At 40.8% G+C, this 16,503-nt stretch carries 20 protein-coding genes; 17 read left to right on the top strand and 3 right to left on the bottom strand.

Annotation, left to right across the window (positions count from 1 at the left end):
• Window positions 1-123: 123 nt before the first annotated feature.
• Window positions 124-1,458: a branched-chain amino acid transport system II carrier protein gene (brnQ, locus tag AR334_RS02035; protein ID WP_156431172.1), complete on the bottom strand. Its 1,335-nt coding sequence runs from the start codon at window positions 1,456-1,458 to the stop codon at window positions 124-126.
• Between the two features lie 204 nt (window positions 1,459-1,662).
• Window positions 1,663-2,133 (bottom strand): tRNA (uridine(34)/cytosine(34)/5-carboxymethylaminomethyluridine(34)-2'-O)-methyltransferase TrmL, encoded by a 471-nt coding sequence (gene trmL, locus AR334_RS02040; protein WP_066304340.1) that lies wholly within the window; start codon window positions 2,131-2,133, stop codon window positions 1,663-1,665.
• A 173-nt stretch (window positions 2,134-2,306) separates the two neighbouring features.
• Between trmL and AR334_RS30550 the strand changes: the two genes are divergently transcribed.
• On the top strand, window positions 2,307-2,429 hold the full coding sequence (locus AR334_RS30550) for a hypothetical protein (RefSeq protein ID WP_285858458.1): 123 nt from the start codon (window positions 2,307-2,309) through the stop codon (window positions 2,427-2,429).
• Window positions 2,430-2,507: 78 nt separating this feature from the next.
• On the opposite strand, the gene AR334_RS02045 is transcribed toward AR334_RS30550, so the two are convergent.
• Window positions 2,508-3,983, bottom strand: coding sequence for a sodium:alanine symporter family protein (locus AR334_RS02045; protein ID WP_066304341.1), 1,476 nt, complete (start codon window positions 3,981-3,983; stop codon window positions 2,508-2,510).
• A gap of 302 nt (window positions 3,984-4,285) precedes the next feature.
• Between AR334_RS02045 and AR334_RS02050 the strand changes: the two genes are divergently transcribed.
• The 16 genes from AR334_RS02050 to AR334_RS02115 all read left to right on the top strand — a co-directional run bounded on the left by AR334_RS02050 (window position 4,286) and on the right by AR334_RS02115 (window position 16,480).
• The gene (locus AR334_RS02050) at window positions 4,286-5,188 is read left to right on the top strand and encodes a selenium metabolism-associated LysR family transcriptional regulator (protein WP_066304342.1); all 903 of its coding nucleotides are present in this window, start codon (window positions 4,286-4,288) and stop codon (window positions 5,186-5,188) included.
• Window positions 5,189-5,192: 4 nt separating this feature from the next.
• A complete protein-coding gene (locus AR334_RS02055; protein WP_066304345.1) occupies window positions 5,193-5,768 on the top strand; it encodes a CD3073 family putative ECF transporter S component in 576 nt (191 codons plus the stop codon).
• Window positions 5,758-6,222, top strand: a complete 465-nt coding sequence (locus tag AR334_RS02060; RefSeq protein WP_066304349.1) for a CD3072 family TudS-related putative desulfidase — start codon at window positions 5,758-5,760, stop codon at window positions 6,220-6,222. The genes AR334_RS02055 and AR334_RS02060 overlap by 11 nt, the downstream gene beginning before the upstream one ends.
• 193 nt (window positions 6,223-6,415) lie before the next feature.
• Window positions 6,416-6,499: a putative holin-like toxin gene (locus AR334_RS30730; protein WP_367576352.1), complete on the top strand. Its 84-nt coding sequence runs from the start codon at window positions 6,416-6,418 to the stop codon at window positions 6,497-6,499.
• A 334-nt stretch (window positions 6,500-6,833) separates the two neighbouring features.
• Window positions 6,834-7,316: a DUF2975 domain-containing protein gene (locus AR334_RS02065; RefSeq protein ID WP_066304350.1), complete on the top strand. Its 483-nt coding sequence runs from the start codon at window positions 6,834-6,836 to the stop codon at window positions 7,314-7,316.
• A 10-nt stretch (window positions 7,317-7,326) separates the two neighbouring features.
• On the top strand, window positions 7,327-7,536 hold the full coding sequence (locus AR334_RS02070; RefSeq protein WP_066304352.1) for a helix-turn-helix transcriptional regulator: 210 nt from the start codon (window positions 7,327-7,329) through the stop codon (window positions 7,534-7,536).
• Window positions 7,537-7,550: 14 nt separating this feature from the next.
• Window positions 7,551-7,982 (top strand): hypothetical protein, encoded by a 432-nt coding sequence (locus AR334_RS02075; RefSeq protein WP_066304355.1) that lies wholly within the window; start codon window positions 7,551-7,553, stop codon window positions 7,980-7,982.
• Between the two features lie 38 nt (window positions 7,983-8,020).
• A complete protein-coding gene (locus tag AR334_RS02080; protein ID WP_066304356.1) occupies window positions 8,021-8,395 on the top strand; it encodes a hypothetical protein in 375 nt (124 codons plus the stop codon).
• A gap of 151 nt (window positions 8,396-8,546) precedes the next feature.
• Window positions 8,547-9,071, top strand: coding sequence for a hypothetical protein (locus AR334_RS02085; RefSeq protein WP_066304358.1), 525 nt, complete (start codon window positions 8,547-8,549; stop codon window positions 9,069-9,071).
• A gap of 35 nt (window positions 9,072-9,106) precedes the next feature.
• A complete protein-coding gene (locus tag AR334_RS29310; protein WP_156431151.1) occupies window positions 9,107-9,259 on the top strand; it encodes a hypothetical protein in 153 nt (50 codons plus the stop codon).
• Window positions 9,260-9,631: 372 nt separating this feature from the next.
• The gene (locus AR334_RS02090; protein ID WP_066304360.1) at window positions 9,632-11,293 is read left to right on the top strand and encodes a bifunctional diguanylate cyclase/phosphodiesterase; all 1,662 of its coding nucleotides are present in this window, start codon (window positions 9,632-9,634) and stop codon (window positions 11,291-11,293) included.
• Between the two features lie 49 nt (window positions 11,294-11,342).
• Entirely contained in the window at window positions 11,343-12,239 is an 897-nt protein-coding gene (locus AR334_RS02095) for an HD-GYP domain-containing protein (RefSeq protein ID WP_066304361.1), read from the top strand.
• A gap of 15 nt (window positions 12,240-12,254) precedes the next feature.
• Window positions 12,255-12,551, top strand: a complete 297-nt coding sequence (locus tag AR334_RS02100; protein WP_066304362.1) for a hypothetical protein — start codon at window positions 12,255-12,257, stop codon at window positions 12,549-12,551.
• A 198-nt stretch (window positions 12,552-12,749) separates the two neighbouring features.
• The gene (locus AR334_RS02105) at window positions 12,750-13,190 is read left to right on the top strand and encodes a cell wall hydrolase (protein ID WP_066304364.1); all 441 of its coding nucleotides are present in this window, start codon (window positions 12,750-12,752) and stop codon (window positions 13,188-13,190) included.
• A 114-nt stretch (window positions 13,191-13,304) separates the two neighbouring features.
• Entirely contained in the window at window positions 13,305-15,242 is a 1,938-nt protein-coding gene (locus AR334_RS02110) for a DUF4910 domain-containing protein (protein ID WP_066304369.1), read from the top strand.
• Window positions 15,243-15,361: 119 nt separating this feature from the next.
• Window positions 15,362-16,480 (top strand): cysteine desulfurase family protein, encoded by a 1,119-nt coding sequence (locus tag AR334_RS02115; RefSeq protein WP_066304371.1) that lies wholly within the window; start codon window positions 15,362-15,364, stop codon window positions 16,478-16,480.
• Window positions 16,481-16,503: the final 23 nt, after the last annotated feature.

Genomic DNA, 16,503 nt, shown 5'->3' on the forward strand with positions numbered 1-16,503 from the left:
CTTAGAAAACCGGGGATTTTGGTGACTATCTGTATGAAAAATAGAGCAGCCTATCTCATGGCTACTCTATTTTTAAAATTTTCTTCTATAATATATAACAGGCAATGCGGTCGAGCTTTAAGGTTATGCAGCATTCTTTTCAGCCATTACTTCCTTGCGTTGGACCGTTTGGAGAATGCTTCCGATGGCTGATCCAATTAATCCGGGAATCACCCAGCCGAAGCCCTGAGTTTGCAGGGGAACGAGTGCCAATAATTTTGAATACGAACCATGGAAAAATGTCGAGTTGAAGATATCTAATATGCTGAATAATCCAACCATGGCAATGGTCATTACATAGACAGGCCGCCCGCGATAAGGAAGCACATTATGGACAAGTCCAAGGATGATTAAGGTAATGGCGATTGGATACAAGAAACCAAGCACCGGGACAGACACTTTTAAAATTTGCGACAGCCCCATGTTGGCAGCAAAACCGCTCGCCAAACAAAGGATGATCGCCCATCTGATATACGATAATTTTGGAAATACACTTGAAAAATATTGGGCACAGGATGTGATTAATCCGATGGAAACACTCAGACAAGCCAAGGTAAAAATGATTCCTAAAACAATCGTTCCGCCCTCTCCAAACAACTGCACTAATACCGTACTTAATACAATCGCTCCATTATCCACTTTTTCCGGCAACGAGGCAGATGCACCAAGGTAGGCAATAATCACATAACAGAACGCTAACAGCAGGCCACTCACAAGTCCAAATCTGACCAAATAGTTTACTTGTAATGACTGCTTTGTTATGTTTTTGCTTTTAAAAATATTAGCAAACATAATCCCGTAGAGTAATGGACAAAGGGCATCCATGGTTTGATATCCATCTAAAAATCCCTGCGAGATGGGATGGTCTTTATAGGAAAAAGACGCTTCCTTAAAATCGGGTAAATCAGTGAATAAGCCCTTGATCAGCATAATGATAATTAAAAGTAATAAAGACGGTGTCAGAATCCTGCCAAACCGGTCGATTAGTTTAGATGGTGATTTGACAAACCAAAAGACCAAACAGAAAAATACAACCGTATATACTAACAGACCAATCGGTGAAGAGGCTATTGATTCTGGCAAAAAGGGTTTTGCACCCATTTCATAGGACAGACTTCCTGCCCGCGGGATGGCAAGTCCCGGTCCAATTGCGATATAAATCACCATTGGAAACAGAAAAGCAAAAGCCGGATGAACTCTATTCACCAAAGCCTCAAACGTTCCTGCTTTGGCAATCGCGATAAAGCCTAATAATGCAAGGCCAGCATCGGAAAAGATAAAACCTGCCACAGCAAGCCAAACATTTTCGCCGGCAACATGCCCCAAATAAGCCGGGAAGATCAAATTTCCGGCACCGAATAACATGGAAAACAACATAAAGCCAATGAACAGGATTTCCTTATTCGTTAACCGACCCAAGCCTTTCACCTCTATTGTAAATGATATATTAAAATAACATTTTACCAGATATTTACCCATAATAATATAAGAAAAAGTCGCTGGGACAATAATAATTATATATTTATGTAAAAGATTAAGTTAATGCGAGATAGGAATCGGCAAAAAGGGCACCCCCGTTGAGGAGTGCCCTAAATTTTTGCTCAGAAGAGTGTTCAGAATATGCTATTTTAAATTGGGAAATCCTTGCTGGCGCATAGCCTCGTACACCAATATTGCAGCTGTGTTGGAGAGGTTCAGCGAACGAACATGATCATTCATTGGGATTCTCATAAAGTGATCTTTATAATTATTGAGCAAATCTTTTGGTAGGCCCGTTGATTCTTTTCCGAACATAAAATAATGTTCCTTTAATGGATCACTGAAATCAAAGGATGAATGTGGTTTTTCACCAAATGTTTCGATATAGTAGAACTCACCTTGATTTTTCAAAAAAAAGTCATCCAATGAATCATAATACGTCAGGTTTACAGAATGCCAGAAATCTAAACCTGCTTGTTGGATCATTTTTTCATCCGTTGAAAAGCCAAGCGGCCGAATTAAATGAAGGGCTGTATCGGTTGCGGCACAGGTGCGTGCAATATTTGCCGTATTAGCGGGAATTTCTGGTTGATATAGTACAACATGTATTGCCAAAGCTGGTCACCTCTATCTTTATTTTACCCTCCAAATTATAGCATAAGACAGCCATTATATAAGGAAATCAAGGAAGCTTTTTCTTGAATGTGTAACATCGCAAATGTATAGTCTGAAAAAAACAAGCTAAACTAATTTTGCGAATGTAACAAGCTTGCTGGGGTGGTGAAGACATGTCAAAGAGGAAGAATGACGAGTTGAAGAAAAATCCTGCGATGCCAAAAACAGATGTGGAATTTGCGAATAGTGGACTTGAAAGAGTAGCATTACAAGCACAAGAGAGAAAAAAGAAATAACCGGAAGAAAAGGGCACACCGGCGAAAGCGCAAGTGTGCCCTAAATTTCAACTATTTTACTGCAACCACTGATTTATTCTAGTTTGCAATACGTTTCTTTTCAGCTTCGTCCTTTGATTGATAACCGTTAGCCCAAAATTCAGCATTCTTGATTCCTAATTTTGTTGAATTAAATTCTGGGTCTTTGCCTTGCTTCAATTGTTCTTCATAATCCTTTAAAGCAATATTCGCAGGTTTGAATAAGATTAGAATCGCAAGCAAGTTCAACCATACCATGACTCCAAGCCCGATATCGCCCATGGCCCACGCTGTTTCTGCGGTCTTTACAGCACCATAGAAAGTGGAGCCTAAGAGAACTATTTTTAATATCGTCATCGCTAATTTTCTTTGTTTGCCTTTTACTAGATAGGCAAGATTAGTCTCTGCAATATAGTAATATGCAAAAATCGTTGTGAAGGCAAAGAAGAATAACGCAATAGCAACAAATCCTGATCCAAAGCCTGGCAGGAGAGTATCAACAGCATGTTGTGTGTAAGCAGGTCCTGTCTCTACTCCTTTTAGATTCTCAACTAAGACTTCATTCGTTTTTTCATTTATTGTATTGTATGAGTTCGTAAACAAAATCATGAAAGCAGTCGCTGTAACGATTAAGAAGACATCAAGGTAAATCGAAAATGCTTGGACTAGACCTTGTTTTGCCGGGTGTGAAACTTCTGCGGCTCCTGCTGGGTGAGCACCTGTACCTTGACCAGCTTCATTTGCATAAAGGCCACGCTTTACACCCCACATAATGGTGGAACCGAGAATACCACCGAACATTTCTTCAGCGCCGAATGCACTTTTAAAAATCAGTATAAATACTTCTGGAATTCTGTCAAAATTAACCGCGATGATAGCCAGTGCGACAAGTAAATATCCAGCGGCCATAAAAGGCACGACAAATTCTGCCACTCTTGCAATACGCTTAACACCGCCAAAAATGATAAGCCCCATAAGTAAAATAAGGATAGCGCCGGTAATCGAACTTTTAACACCAAAAGCATTGTTTATGCCTTCCGCAATGGAATTCGCCTGGATGCCCGGCATGAGTACAGCCATTGCAAGTAGTGTAGCTAGGGCGAAAATAACGGCAAACCATTTCCAACCTAATCCTTTTTCTATATAGAAAGCAGGACCGCCTCGATACTCGCCATCTTGTTTTTCTTTATAGATTTGGGCAAGGGTGGACTCCACAAAAGCGGATGCAGCACCGATAAAAGTGATGACCCACATCCAAAAGACTGCTCCCGGTCCGCCATAGGCAATTCCCGTTGCCGTCCCTGCAATATTTCCGACTCCAATTCTTCCTGATAATGACATGGCCAATGCTTGAAAGGAAGATACCCCTTCATTGGAGCTCTTACCGGAAAACAATAGACGAACCATTTCTTTTACATGACGGATCTGCAAAAATCTGGTCCGCAAACTAAAGTAGAGCCCAACTGCAACAATAAAGATGATGAGTGGCGGGCTCCATAACCAACCGTTAATCTTAGAAACTAACTCTTCAAACATAATTTTCCCCCTTGTTTATGTAGGTTTTCATTTTCACAGTTGGTGTTTATCAGGATGATAATAAGAGTATAAATTATTATAGTATGGTATTTCAATAAAATTTTCTATCAATTCTCTATATTTTGATTGTTGGGATTTGTTATGCAAAAATAGGAACCGTGTGGGCTAGAAATTCCAGTCCCGGTAAGGTAAAATTAGGATACACCATCATTGCCATCAGCTTAATTTAATATTTTTTTGACCTCATCATAAAATTTCTTTATACCTAAAATAAAAATTACTAATACGAAAGGAGCAGGCATATGAATTTAAATAAGCTCGATGCATTTAGATTAGTTGTTGAAAAGGGCAGCTTTTCCGAAGCCGCAGCAGCTCTTAACAGTTCCCAGCCAGCCGTTAGTCTAAAGATTAAGAGTTTAGAAGAGGACCTTGGACTGACACTGCTCGACCGGGGGACGTCTGGCATTCAACCGACTCCGGCAGGCACTCTGGTCTACCAGGCAGCGAAGGAGATGACACAAAGGTGGCGGAGATTAGCAGATGATCTGCATGGGTTTCAAGACACCTTAACCGGTAGCTTGAAAATAGGAGCCAGCACGATTCCGGGTACTTACTTGGTTCCCAGCTTAGTGCGGGAATTTCGCGACCATTTTCCTAAGGTAGAGGTTTCAATCGAGATCCATGATTCCGAAGACACAGTAAAGCGGCTTCTTGACCAACAAGTGGATGCTGCCATTGTGGGGGTGAAGCCTGCATCTGCCAAATTAAGCTCCCTTCTACTTACATATGATTCGCTTGTATTGATCACACCAAATCATCATCCGCTCCTCGAAAAGGAAGAGCCAGATTTCAGCCAACTGCATCAGTATGAATTTGTTGTACGAGAAAGCGGTTCGGGCACAAGAAGGAGAATGGAAGAATTTATCGCAGGGTATGGTCAAGAAATAACCGATTTAAAAATGGGGCTGTCGATTGGAAGTACAGAGGGGGTGATTGCCGCAGTCGAAGCGGGTCTTGGAATCAGCTTTGTCTCTAAATTAGCTGCACTGCCTGCAGTAAAGGCAAATCGCGTGCAAATGGTGGAGAACATCGACCCCATACCGCGCAGCATTTATTTTACCATCCTGAAAGAAGACGAACATCGTCCAATCATTAAAGAGTTTATGAATTTACTTTTTATAAATAATGACCCAAAGGGAGAGTGAACACATGAAAACAAGTAAAACCATGATTTTAACCTATTCCGCGATGGGAATTGCCCTTAACGTCATCTTAGGGACTGTTGTTTCGGCTTTAAAAATTCCGCTATTATTCCTCGATACGATTGGAACAGTGTTAGTGGCGGTTTTATTCGGTCCATGGTGGGGAGCGTTGGCGGGGGCGTTAACCAATGTCGTGCTCGGCGTTACCACCGGACCCACCGCCATTTTCTTTGGCCTCGTGAATGTGGTAATCGCATTGGTCGTGGGATATATGGCAAAGAAGTTCGACTTTACCAAATGGTATATTGCCTTGATTACGGGACTTATTTTATCGGTCGTTGCCCCTTTAATCGGGACGCCGATTGCCGTTGCTGTATTTGGTGGATTGAATGGTAGTGGGATGGATTTGGTGGTGCTTTGGGCCCGGGCTGCCGGTGAAAGCGTGTTTGCCTCCACGTTTATTTCCCGAATTACTGGGAACTTTATTGATAAAATCGTCACCTGCCTGCTCGTGATGTTCATCATCACCCGGCTGCCGATTTTTTCAAAACTCGTAAAGAAGGAAAACCGACATGCAGCGTAGCAAGAAGATTCTCATTGTCTCTCATTGTATCTTAAACCAGAATACGGTCATTCCAGAGGAGGCACGAGCGGAGGGAGCGATTTTTTCAGCGGTTGAATGGGCAATGAAACAGGGCTACGGATTTCTCCAGCTCCCATGTCCAGAATTTACGTTTCTGGGACTGGACCGGCCGCCGATGACGTATGAGCAATATAACACGCCGGAATACCGAAAGCATTGCCGTGAGATTCTGAAGACTGTTCTGTGGCAAGCGGAGGACTACTTGAAAAACGGTTATGATCTTGCAGGAATACTCGGTATCCAAAGCAGTCCCTCCTGTGACCCTACACGCGGCATCTTCATGGAAGAATTGACGGCCATGTTTGCTGAGAAGGGCATAGAACTCAAGACACTATGGTACCTGCCTAATACCAGCGATCCGGTTTTCAATGGCGGGAAACATTTTGTACAGTAACAATTCAAGGGAGTGCCGGTAAATTGAAAAAAGTGCCGGTAAAATGGGGATAAACGCCGGTAAACTACGATGAATATAATTTCCCCAGAAACGTTTGTTCTCATTGTTGGATATGTTATACTTTAATTGCAATAGAATAGGAATTCTCAAGGGTGGTAGGCGCCACTCCCAAACCGAAAGGGGGTGATGCCGCATGACAGTTTTTGAATCATTAATGTTTGCGATTGGATTTGCTGGTTTAATCGTAACCATTCTGTCATTTAACCGAAAAAAATAATCCACCCTTGAGTTAGCGGCTCAGGTGGATTATTCCCCTTATTTAGCCGACCCCCTTAGAGGGACCGTCTATTGCTGGACCGAACATGTTACTGCATGTTCGGTCTTTTTTTAATTTATGAATTATCTATTTATATTATAACCGATTTAAAGGAAAAGAGCCAAAATAATTTCAATCTAAAATTTCACTAATGACTAATGGATTTGGATGGATTTCATTTCATACAGGATATTTAAAAACAATAAATAAAATATAAAATTCAATAATTTTTTATTGATAAACGATAAATAATGTTTTAAAATCAATTTGACAATATATAAGTGGGGTGCTTTTCATGGAAAGAGGTTCAACACTCTTTTTAAAGTTAACGGTTATTCTTATGGGAATCCCGGTTCTTGCTTTGTGCATCTTTTTCGTGCCTGAGTTAGCGGAGCTTGCAGCAAAATTGCTTCCGAAGTTCTCTTTTATCAACTATCTTGTTTCCATCATATTTTGGGCATCGGCGATCCCTTATTACTTCGCTTTGTATCAGGCTTTCAAACTTTTGCGCTATATTGACAAAAATGAAGCTTTCTCGGAAATTTCTGTAGTAGCGTTAAGGAAGATTAAACACTGTGCCATCTCAATTAGTGCGTTGCATGTCCTAGTCTTGCCACTCTTTTATCTTTTTGCAGAGGCAGACGACGCCCCGGGTGTCATCTTTGTCGGATGCGTTGTTCCGTTTGCTTCCATAGTGATTGCCGTCTTTGCTGCTGTTCTTCAAAGGCTTTTAAAAGAGGCGATTGATATTAAATCAGAAAATGATTTAACGGTCTGAGGTGAGAACGATGGCGATAATAATCAATATAGATGTGATGCTGGCGAAAAGGAAAATGAGCGTCACAGAACTTTCCGAGCGGGTCGGAATCACGATGGCGAACCTTTCTATCTTGAAAAATGGAAAGGCAAAGGCGATTCGATTTTCTACTTTAGAGGCGATTTGTAAGGCTTTAGATTGTCAGCCAGGTGATATATTAGAATACCGAAGTGACGAATAAAAGGGGATGTTGGTTTGAATAAATTATTTTTACTTCCAATGACTATTTTTCTCATTATTTTATCTGCCTGTACAAATCATCCTGGTACTCCTGTTGAACCGAATGAAAACAATATGATTATCACTATAAAAAACAATGCTAACTTTGATTTTTATGGGCTAGAAACAGCAATATTGAATCATTCACCAGGTATGATAAACGCCGATGGCTCGAAAATCGCAAAAGGAGAAGAACTAAGGTTTGAATTCCTAAAAGATGATTTTGAATTAGATGGTGAAGCTGACATGGAAGTTCGTATTATTACAGTCATACACAAAGATGATAACAGCAAAAGAATACGAATCAACAAAAAAATGCCCCTTCAATTAGCCAATAACCAGGAACTATTCTTTGAACTGACTGGTGATTCGATTCAAAAGGCTGAATTAAGAAGAGTAAATAATTAACCTTATACTAAAGAAGTTAATAGGCGGAGTGATTCAAATTGATAAAAAATGTAGGTCTTATCACGGAAAAACTAAAAGATTTTTCCTTACAAAATATAGAGTCCATAGTTGGATTCGTTTTGAACTTTCAAGCTAAATCTCTTGAAGACCATTGTGTCCTCGACATTGATTTTACGATTAAGGATAAAGAAAAACAATATATTGCTTGTTTTCGCTTCCACAATCCTAACAGTATCAAATTTGAAAGTTCTGGACTATATCATCAAATGTCAATCGAGATTTTTGATATTAGCGATAGAGGTTGGGAAAATAAGAAATATGAAGTGATCGACTACGAGGAAGATACTTTACATTTTTATTGTACAGACATTGAAGTTATTTCCTTAAGAGAAACGAAAGGGGCTAGAGTTTAAAAAAGGTTGCAAATGCAGCCTTTTTTTGTTCCAAGAACGAACAGAATACTTGAATACAATAAAGATCATTACATCCTGGTATTCTTTATCTTAATGGGGAAAATAAAACAAAGCTGATGGAATCTATACATAAGTTGGGGTGAAGATACATATGAGTTTTCAGAAATGGTTGCGAATTGTGCTTCCGGAAATTCAATTGATTGATTTTGTACAAAAGGAAGGGTTTAGGGGGAAGAAACGGAGAACTGCTTTAGGTCAGCAGCATATGGTTGGGGCAGGCAGTATACCGAGAGGCACGAGTATTCCCGTTTCAAATCATGCAAACATTCCCCAATCGGGCGGCGCAGTGCGGGAAGCAGCCCGGGACGCAACATTGGGGATTAAGAATCTTACTCTGAACCGCTCCAATGAGGAACTTGATCACCTGTTTAATGAAATCAAGGACACTTTGCATCAACATGTTTTGGGACAGCAAACCTATATAGATGACCTGCTTGTTTGTTTTAAAAGGGCATTTTTGGAAAGAGACAAAGGCAGCGTCCAAAATACCATCCTACTAAGTGGTCCTCCGGGCACCGGCAAAAGTTTAAGCCTGAAAATATTGATCAACGAATTGTACAAGAAAAAACTAACACCCTATAAAAGAAGAGGCTGTTCGTCAATGAATATCCCCTGATTTTAATGAAATGATAGGTAGTGGAGGTGGAATGAATGAAAAATAAACATGCAAATTCCCCAAAGGATATTAAGTACAGTATTTGGGAGACGAAAACAAACCAATTCCCTGAATTTCCTGTCCAAAATGGGGAAGAGTTGATTGAAAGTGCGGATGTGGTATCCGATCTTAAAGACAAAAAAGAGTAAGGTACTTATGAGAGCACCCTTTTCAATTTATTTCATTAAGAGAAACCTAATCAAGAAAACTACGTTTTTAAAATAAGCAACTTAATTCGCTATCGATAAAAAGCATTTCTCCATTGAGGAATGCTTTTTATCGGTTTCATTGGAGGTTGGGACCCAATTCCAAAATAAGCCATCAGAAACTCCCCGTGGGTTTTCGTGTTTTTTATCCAATTCATTAAAAAATTTATGAATTATTATAAAAATATAGTAAAATTATTTAGTACTTTATTCAGTTTAAAGGGAGTTGGTTTGGTTGTTTCTCCCTATTTAAAATAATATTTTTATAGGAAATCCGGGGTGTGAAACCATGGTGAGCGATTTGGAGATTTATTTATGTTAAATTATACAGCTTTATTTCACCAGGCTTTTTCGTATGCTCCTAATGGAATGGCTTTCGTTTCCCTAGATGGTATGTGGATGGAGGTAAACGAAGCATTTACAAAGATATCAGGGTATACGGAAGCAGAGCTCCTCTCTACAAGCATTCAAGGAATTACATACCGAGGAGATTTAGTAAAAGAGTTCAATCACATACAAGACTTGGTAGAAGGAAAAAAAGAGTTTTATCAGCTAGAAAAAAGATTGATTCACAAAAACGGATCGCTGATTTGGGTGTTATTTTCCATATTCATCGTGCGGGAAGGAAATAAATCTTTATATTTTATGGCTCAAATTCAAGATTTGACCAGAGTCAAACAACTGGAACAGAAGGTGCAAGAAAGCGAAGAAAAGTTCCGGAGTCTTGTCACCTTTTCGCCGAATCCCATTATGGTACATAATGGTGAAACCATCTTATTTGCTAACGAATCAGCTGCTACCCTTCTTGGAGGACCGGTAGATGAGATAGTTGGGAGTTATATACAGGAATTTATTGATCCTACAGATTTAGATTATGCCAATACCATCACGAATGAAGTACTAAACGAAGATCACCCCGTTTATGATTTTGATTTAAAAATCCGAAATAGACTAGGTCAAATTTTAGAATCTGTCCTAACGGCCGTACCCATTTCCTTTATGGGTAAGAAAGCCATTCATGTTACCTATCGTGATGTGACTGAACAAAAAAGAATGGAGCAGGCTTTGCAGGAAAGCGAAGTAAAATCACGTACGTTATTTGAACATGCAAACGATGCGATCTTTCTTTTTTCCCTAACAGAACAGAGGCTTCCGGGCCATTTTATTGATGTGAACCAAAATGCTTGCAAACTATTAGGGTACACGAAGGACGAATTTTTAAAGCTGTCTCCTCTTAGGATCACTCCGGAAGCACGTTGGGAGAAAATACCTGAGCTAATGGATAAACTACTGGATTCCGGGCACATAACCTTTGAAGGCTCGTATATTTCAAAAGGTGGACGAGAAATTGCCTTTGAATATAGTGCGTCGGTACTGTGTATTGAACAGGAAAAGATGATTTTATCCATTGCTCGTGATATGACCGAACGGAAAAAGGCAGAGAAGCTGTTGGCGCAAATGGCATACTTCGATTATTTAACCCAGCTGCCAAATAGAAGACTATTTGAAAAACGTCTGGAACACGCAATCAAAAAAGCGCATTTAATGAAAGGCATTATCACTGTTATGTTCCTCGATTTGGACGGGTTTAAGCAGATCAACGATACGTATGGCCATCAAAAGGGTGATACGCTATTAAAAGAGGTGGCAGAACGGCTAACCGGCTGTGTTCGAAAAGAGGATACGGTTGCTAGACACGCCGGGGATGAATTTACTATTTTGTTCCCCGACATAACCAGGAGTGAGGCCATCGCTTCGGCTCAGCGGATTCTTGATGAATTTAACGCACCTATTATCCTGGGAGAGCAGCCATTCTATATTACGCCAAGTATAGGCATCTCTTTTTATTCAGAGCATGGTATGGATGCAAAATTGTTACTCAAACATGCGGACCAGGCGATGTATCATGTAAAAGAGCAGGGGAAAAATAACTTCCAAATTTATGGCGAAAGCAGACAATTTAACTTGAGAGTTTAGAGATTTTAAAATAGTTTTCAATTAGCCAAATTTTAAAGAGGTAATAGACATGAACATACACCGAGAAATTAGTCCATTTGAAACTGTGAAATTACGAGGGTTAACAGTTACCTTATTGGGCCAAAAGGATGGAACTGAAATATTAAAACATCAATTAATTAAAGGGCAGAGCTGGGGGTTAGGTCCGGAAGACGGCTGGGATGCCTTGGAATTTGTTTATATAACGAAAGGAAAAATGACTTGCAGGAAGGATGAGGGTGACATCATCTTACAAACAGGAGATTATTTAAGTTACTCGCCTGTTAAAGAGATATTATTTTTTATTGCAGATGAAGATACAGAATTTATTTATGTTACGTCTCAGCCGGTTTTTTATCGTTATAGTGATGTTATAAAAAGATTATTGCATATGGCAATTGATGTAGAAAAGAAAGACGGCTACACAGCTGACCATTGTGAAAGAATACTGGGATTGGCAACGAAAGTAGGATTGGAAATGAACCTATCTAGTGCTGATATGTATATATTAAATACAGCTTCCTACTTTCATGATATAGGGAAAATAAGGGTTCCGATTGAGGTTCTAAATAAACCTGGAAAATTAACCGATTCTGAATGGGACATTTTAAAACAGCATACGACATTTGGAAGAGAAATCTTACAAGAGACAGAAAATCCTTATCTGATTGAAACTGGAAAAATAGTTGAGCAGCATCACGAGAGATGGGATGGAAAAGGGTATCCTAAGGGGCTAAAGGGAGAGGAGATAGACATAAGAGCAGCTATTATATCTGTAGTAGACTCATATGATGCCATGACAACGGATCGGGTTTATCGTAAGAGACTAACAGATGAAATAGCAATAGAAGAAATTAAGCGGAATTCGGGAACTATGTATAATCCAAAAGTTGTTGAAATTTTCCTTGAAATCATCGAAAATAGGTAGAAAGGAGGTGAAAATATGAGAAAAATGTTGTCGATTTTTGCTATTTTATTAGTTTCTATGACTTTATGGGCTGGGGTAGGCAGTGCTGCATATCTACCTGAATATGATACATATATCCAGATTGAGACCAATGGGAATATGGAACATTTCCCATTAGATGAAAGTACGGCTCAGGCTATGTTTGAACGTCAAGAAAAAATCCATGAGAAAATTACAAAGGTTACTGGTAAAGAAATTGACCATTCCTACATTTGGATTGTCATTAATGGCAAAACGGTTTTAGCTGTCGATCCACCACTACCTGCAATGTAACAAAAAAATCATACCTTACGGACAAACCTGTATAATGGCAGGGAGATGACCGGACGGTATGATTTTTTTGTTGTCCAAATGGATAAATTTATCTAAAAATGCTAAACCCTTATTTCTTGCAGTTCTCCATATCAGGAAACTGAAAAAAGTCTACAACATTATAGGCTTTTTTTCATACTGTATGTTGGGGGTGTAATTATGCCAAGAACAAATTACCGAAGTTCGGACGTTGATTTAATGGCTAGGATGATGCGGGCAGAAGCAGAAGGTGAAGGGAAATTGGGGATGTTGATGGTTGGCAATGTCATTGTGAATCGTGTCATTGCAGATTGTTTAGACTTTAAACAAGTAAGAACCATTCCCCAGGTCATTTTTCAAGTCCAAGGAGGAAATTATTCGTTTGAAGCTGTTCAAAAAGGAAATGTATTTTATCAAAGAGCGCGAGAATCTGAAAGACGGTTAGCCAGAAAAACTTTGGAACATTGGAGAGAACATCCATCCAAATTTGCCCTTTGGTATTTTAATCCGTATGCTCCATGTCCTCCAACATGGTACGGACAGCCTCATTCTGGCCAATTTAAACAGCATTGTTATTATGAACCAAAAGCTAATACATGTGACAGTGTGTATAGAGGTTAGACTTGCTTTTATGAGTCGGCTTTTTCAAAAAGGGACGGTTGTATGTTTGCAGAAAAGACCCGTCCCCCTGTTTTTTTGATAAAATAATAGAAAAACAGGTTGGAGGTTTCCCCTATGTTCACCAGTTGGAAAAAGGTTTTGGAGGAAGAAATGTCCGGCAGACAAGCCTTTCGGTATGCGGAACGCATCGCCCAGTATCACCGAATTCAGGCATCTCCCGGTTACCGGAAGGCAGCGCATGAAGTGGTTTCGTTATTAAAGCGAGATGGGGTCGAGGCAGAACTAGTCTCGTATCCTGCGCAATTTGGTGAAAGATTTCTATCCCATCGTAATTTTCAAGAATGGACCTGCGAACAGGCAGAACTATGGATTGAGTCGCCGGTAAGAAAAAGGATTGCCAGATTCACAGAGGAAGAGATATCTATTGTACAGAGGAGTATTTCTACACCTGATGGAGGGGTAGAGGCTGAATTAATTGTCATTGAAAATGCAGAGGAAGAAAGCAGCTACGAAGAACTCGACCTTGAGGGGAAAATCGCTCTTGTCAGAGGCAACCAGTTCATTATACATATGCTAGCTGTAGAAAAATACAAGTGTGCCGGACTTATATTTGATAACCTGAGTGAATTTCCTCCTGTCCGCACCCGGATGGACATGCCAGATACCAGACAATACACCTCCTACTGGTGGCACACGGAAGAGGAAGTAAAGTCGTTTGGCTTTGTTGTCTCTCCTAGGATAGGTGAAGAACTGCGCCAGCTCGTGAAACAACAAAAGGTCCAGTTGAAAACCTTCGTTAGAGCTAATTTGGAAGACGGTCACTTTGAGAATGTAGAATATTTCATTCCTGGAAAAATTGACAAAGAGGTTTTAATGGTCAGCCACCTTTGTCACCCTTACCCGGGAGGTCAGGACAATGCTTCTGGCCCGGGGACGTTAATGGATGTGATGCGGACGTTAACGCGTCTCATCAAGGAAGGGAAGCTCCCTCAGCCTGAACTGGGCATCCGATTTTTGATGATGCCGGAAATGACGGGAACCGCTGCTTATTTCCATCAGCATCCCGATAGGATTCCGAACACGATTGCGGCATTGAACCTGGATATGGTAGGCGCCGACCAAAAGATAGGCGGAGGTCCGTTGTGTGTGGAGCAGCCTCCAATGGCCATTCCTACATTTGTTGACCGGTTTGCCTATAAACTCGTAGAGGAGCTGGCCAATAACACAGGGACTTTCTCGGGCACGACTAATTATAGTACTGTGAACTATGTAGCTACCCGTTTCTCAGGCGGTAGCGACCATTATATTATTTCCGACCCAACAATTGGGATCCCATGCACGATGCTGATTCAGTGGCCGGATAAGTATTATCATACATCCTCCGACTCAACGAACTATTTGGATGAAAACATGATGAAGCTAGTTGGAGGAGCGGCGGCGTTGTACAGCTATGGGTTGGCGAATGGGGAAGAGGGGGACTGGCTTGCCTACGCCTCAACCCATATCGGACAAATCGGCACGCACCTTCTTAAGGCAAAAGAGTTTGTTTTAAGGAGTAAGCTGCCGATGGAGGCATTATCTATTTATATTGATTATGAAAAAGAAGCCCTGGCCCAGCTGGAATCTTATGCGACCCTTCGAGGATTTAAGAGTTTGGTAGCGTATATTGGTGAAAAGAAAGAACTTATTTCTAAGCATGCAGATTTGATTTTTGAATTCGTAGAAACAGAGGGTGCTATTACAGTAACCGGTGATCAGCTTGGTGAAGACTGGATGAATGCGGTTTATCGTAGAACGTATCAAGCACCGATCCGTGTGGGTGATGAAATCAAGGATTTGCCGTTAGAGGATCGGTATCATTGGCTGAAAAAAGTGGAAGCAGTTGTGCCAATGGCCTATGGGGACTTCCTCTTCTACTGGATGGACGGCAGAAGAACGGCAGAAGAGATTCTTGCTTTGACCAAATACGAAACAGGTCTATATTTCCCAGAATATACGCAAGAGTTATTAAAACTTTGTTCTTCTTTACAATTAATAACACGGATTCAATAGGGGATTTATCAAAAAGGAAGTCTCTAAACGACCGAGAAGGGGAAAAAATCAAGGTCACGGTCGAATAGACCGGCTCTGAATAACAAATAAATCCACTCCGGGAAGGAATGAATCACTAAATGCAACAAATTTATTTAGATTACAATGCCAGCACGCCAATTGCCCCCGAGGTAATCGACGCCATGATGCCGCTGCTGCACGACTACTATGGAAATCCGTCGGCGCTGCATTGGGCCGGGGTACCTGTGAAGGAATTAATGCGGAATGCAAGGGAACAGGTCGCCGGCCTAATTGGCTGTTCTCCTGGTGAAATCATCTTTACCAGTGGGGGAAGCGAAGCGAATAACCTAGCGTTAAAGGGCTTTTATTTTAAAAATAAGCATAAAGGCAGCCACATCATCACATCGAAAGTCGAACATCCAGCGATAAAAAATCCATGTCAATTTCTTGAACAAATAGGAGCAAAAATCACTTATGTAGGTGTGGACCAATACGGTCGCGTGTCACCACAAGAAATTGAAAAAGCTATCACAAAAGATACTATTTTAATATCAATCATGCACTCTAATAATGAAACCGGGACCCTGCAGCCGATTCAAGAGATCGGACAACTAGCAGAAAGGTACGGCATCGCCTTCCATACAGATGCGTCCCAATCAGCGGGAAAAGTGCCGATCAATGTGAACGAGCTAAACGTCGATATGCTGACTATTGCCGGCCATAAACTGTATGCTCCTAAAGGAATTGGAGTGCTGTACGTAAGGCAGGGAATTGGACTCGAACCGCTGATCCATGGAGCTGGTCATGAATTCGGGTTGCGGGCAGGAACAGAAAACACCTTGTTGGCCGTCGGCCTGGGGAAAGCGTGTGAAATTGCTAATACCCACCTGAGAAACCCAGCATTAAAAGAACTGACGGACTATTTCTGGAACCAATTAAATGAAGCATTTGGAGGTGGTGTTCAGTTAAATGGTCATCCAGAGGAACGGCTGCCCAATACCTTGAATGTCAGTTTTGTCAGAAAAATAGGTCAAGACTTGCTAAATGCAATCCCTCAGTTAGCGGCCTCAACCGGTTCCGCTTGTCATGCCGGCAGCATCGAACTTTCACCGGTATTAAAGGAAATGAACGTTCCTGAAGAGGTGGGGATGGGGGCCATCCGATTTAGCTTGGGCAGACATACCACCAAAAATGAAATCGACCAGGTTTTGGAATGGATAAAGGAAACACTAAACTAAAGGTAAAGAGACTCATTCCTCCG

It is taken from the genome of Bacillus sp. FJAT-29814, from assembly GCF_001510715.1.
Taxonomy (GTDB): Bacteria; Bacillota; Bacilli; order Bacillales; family Cytobacillaceae; genus Neobacillus.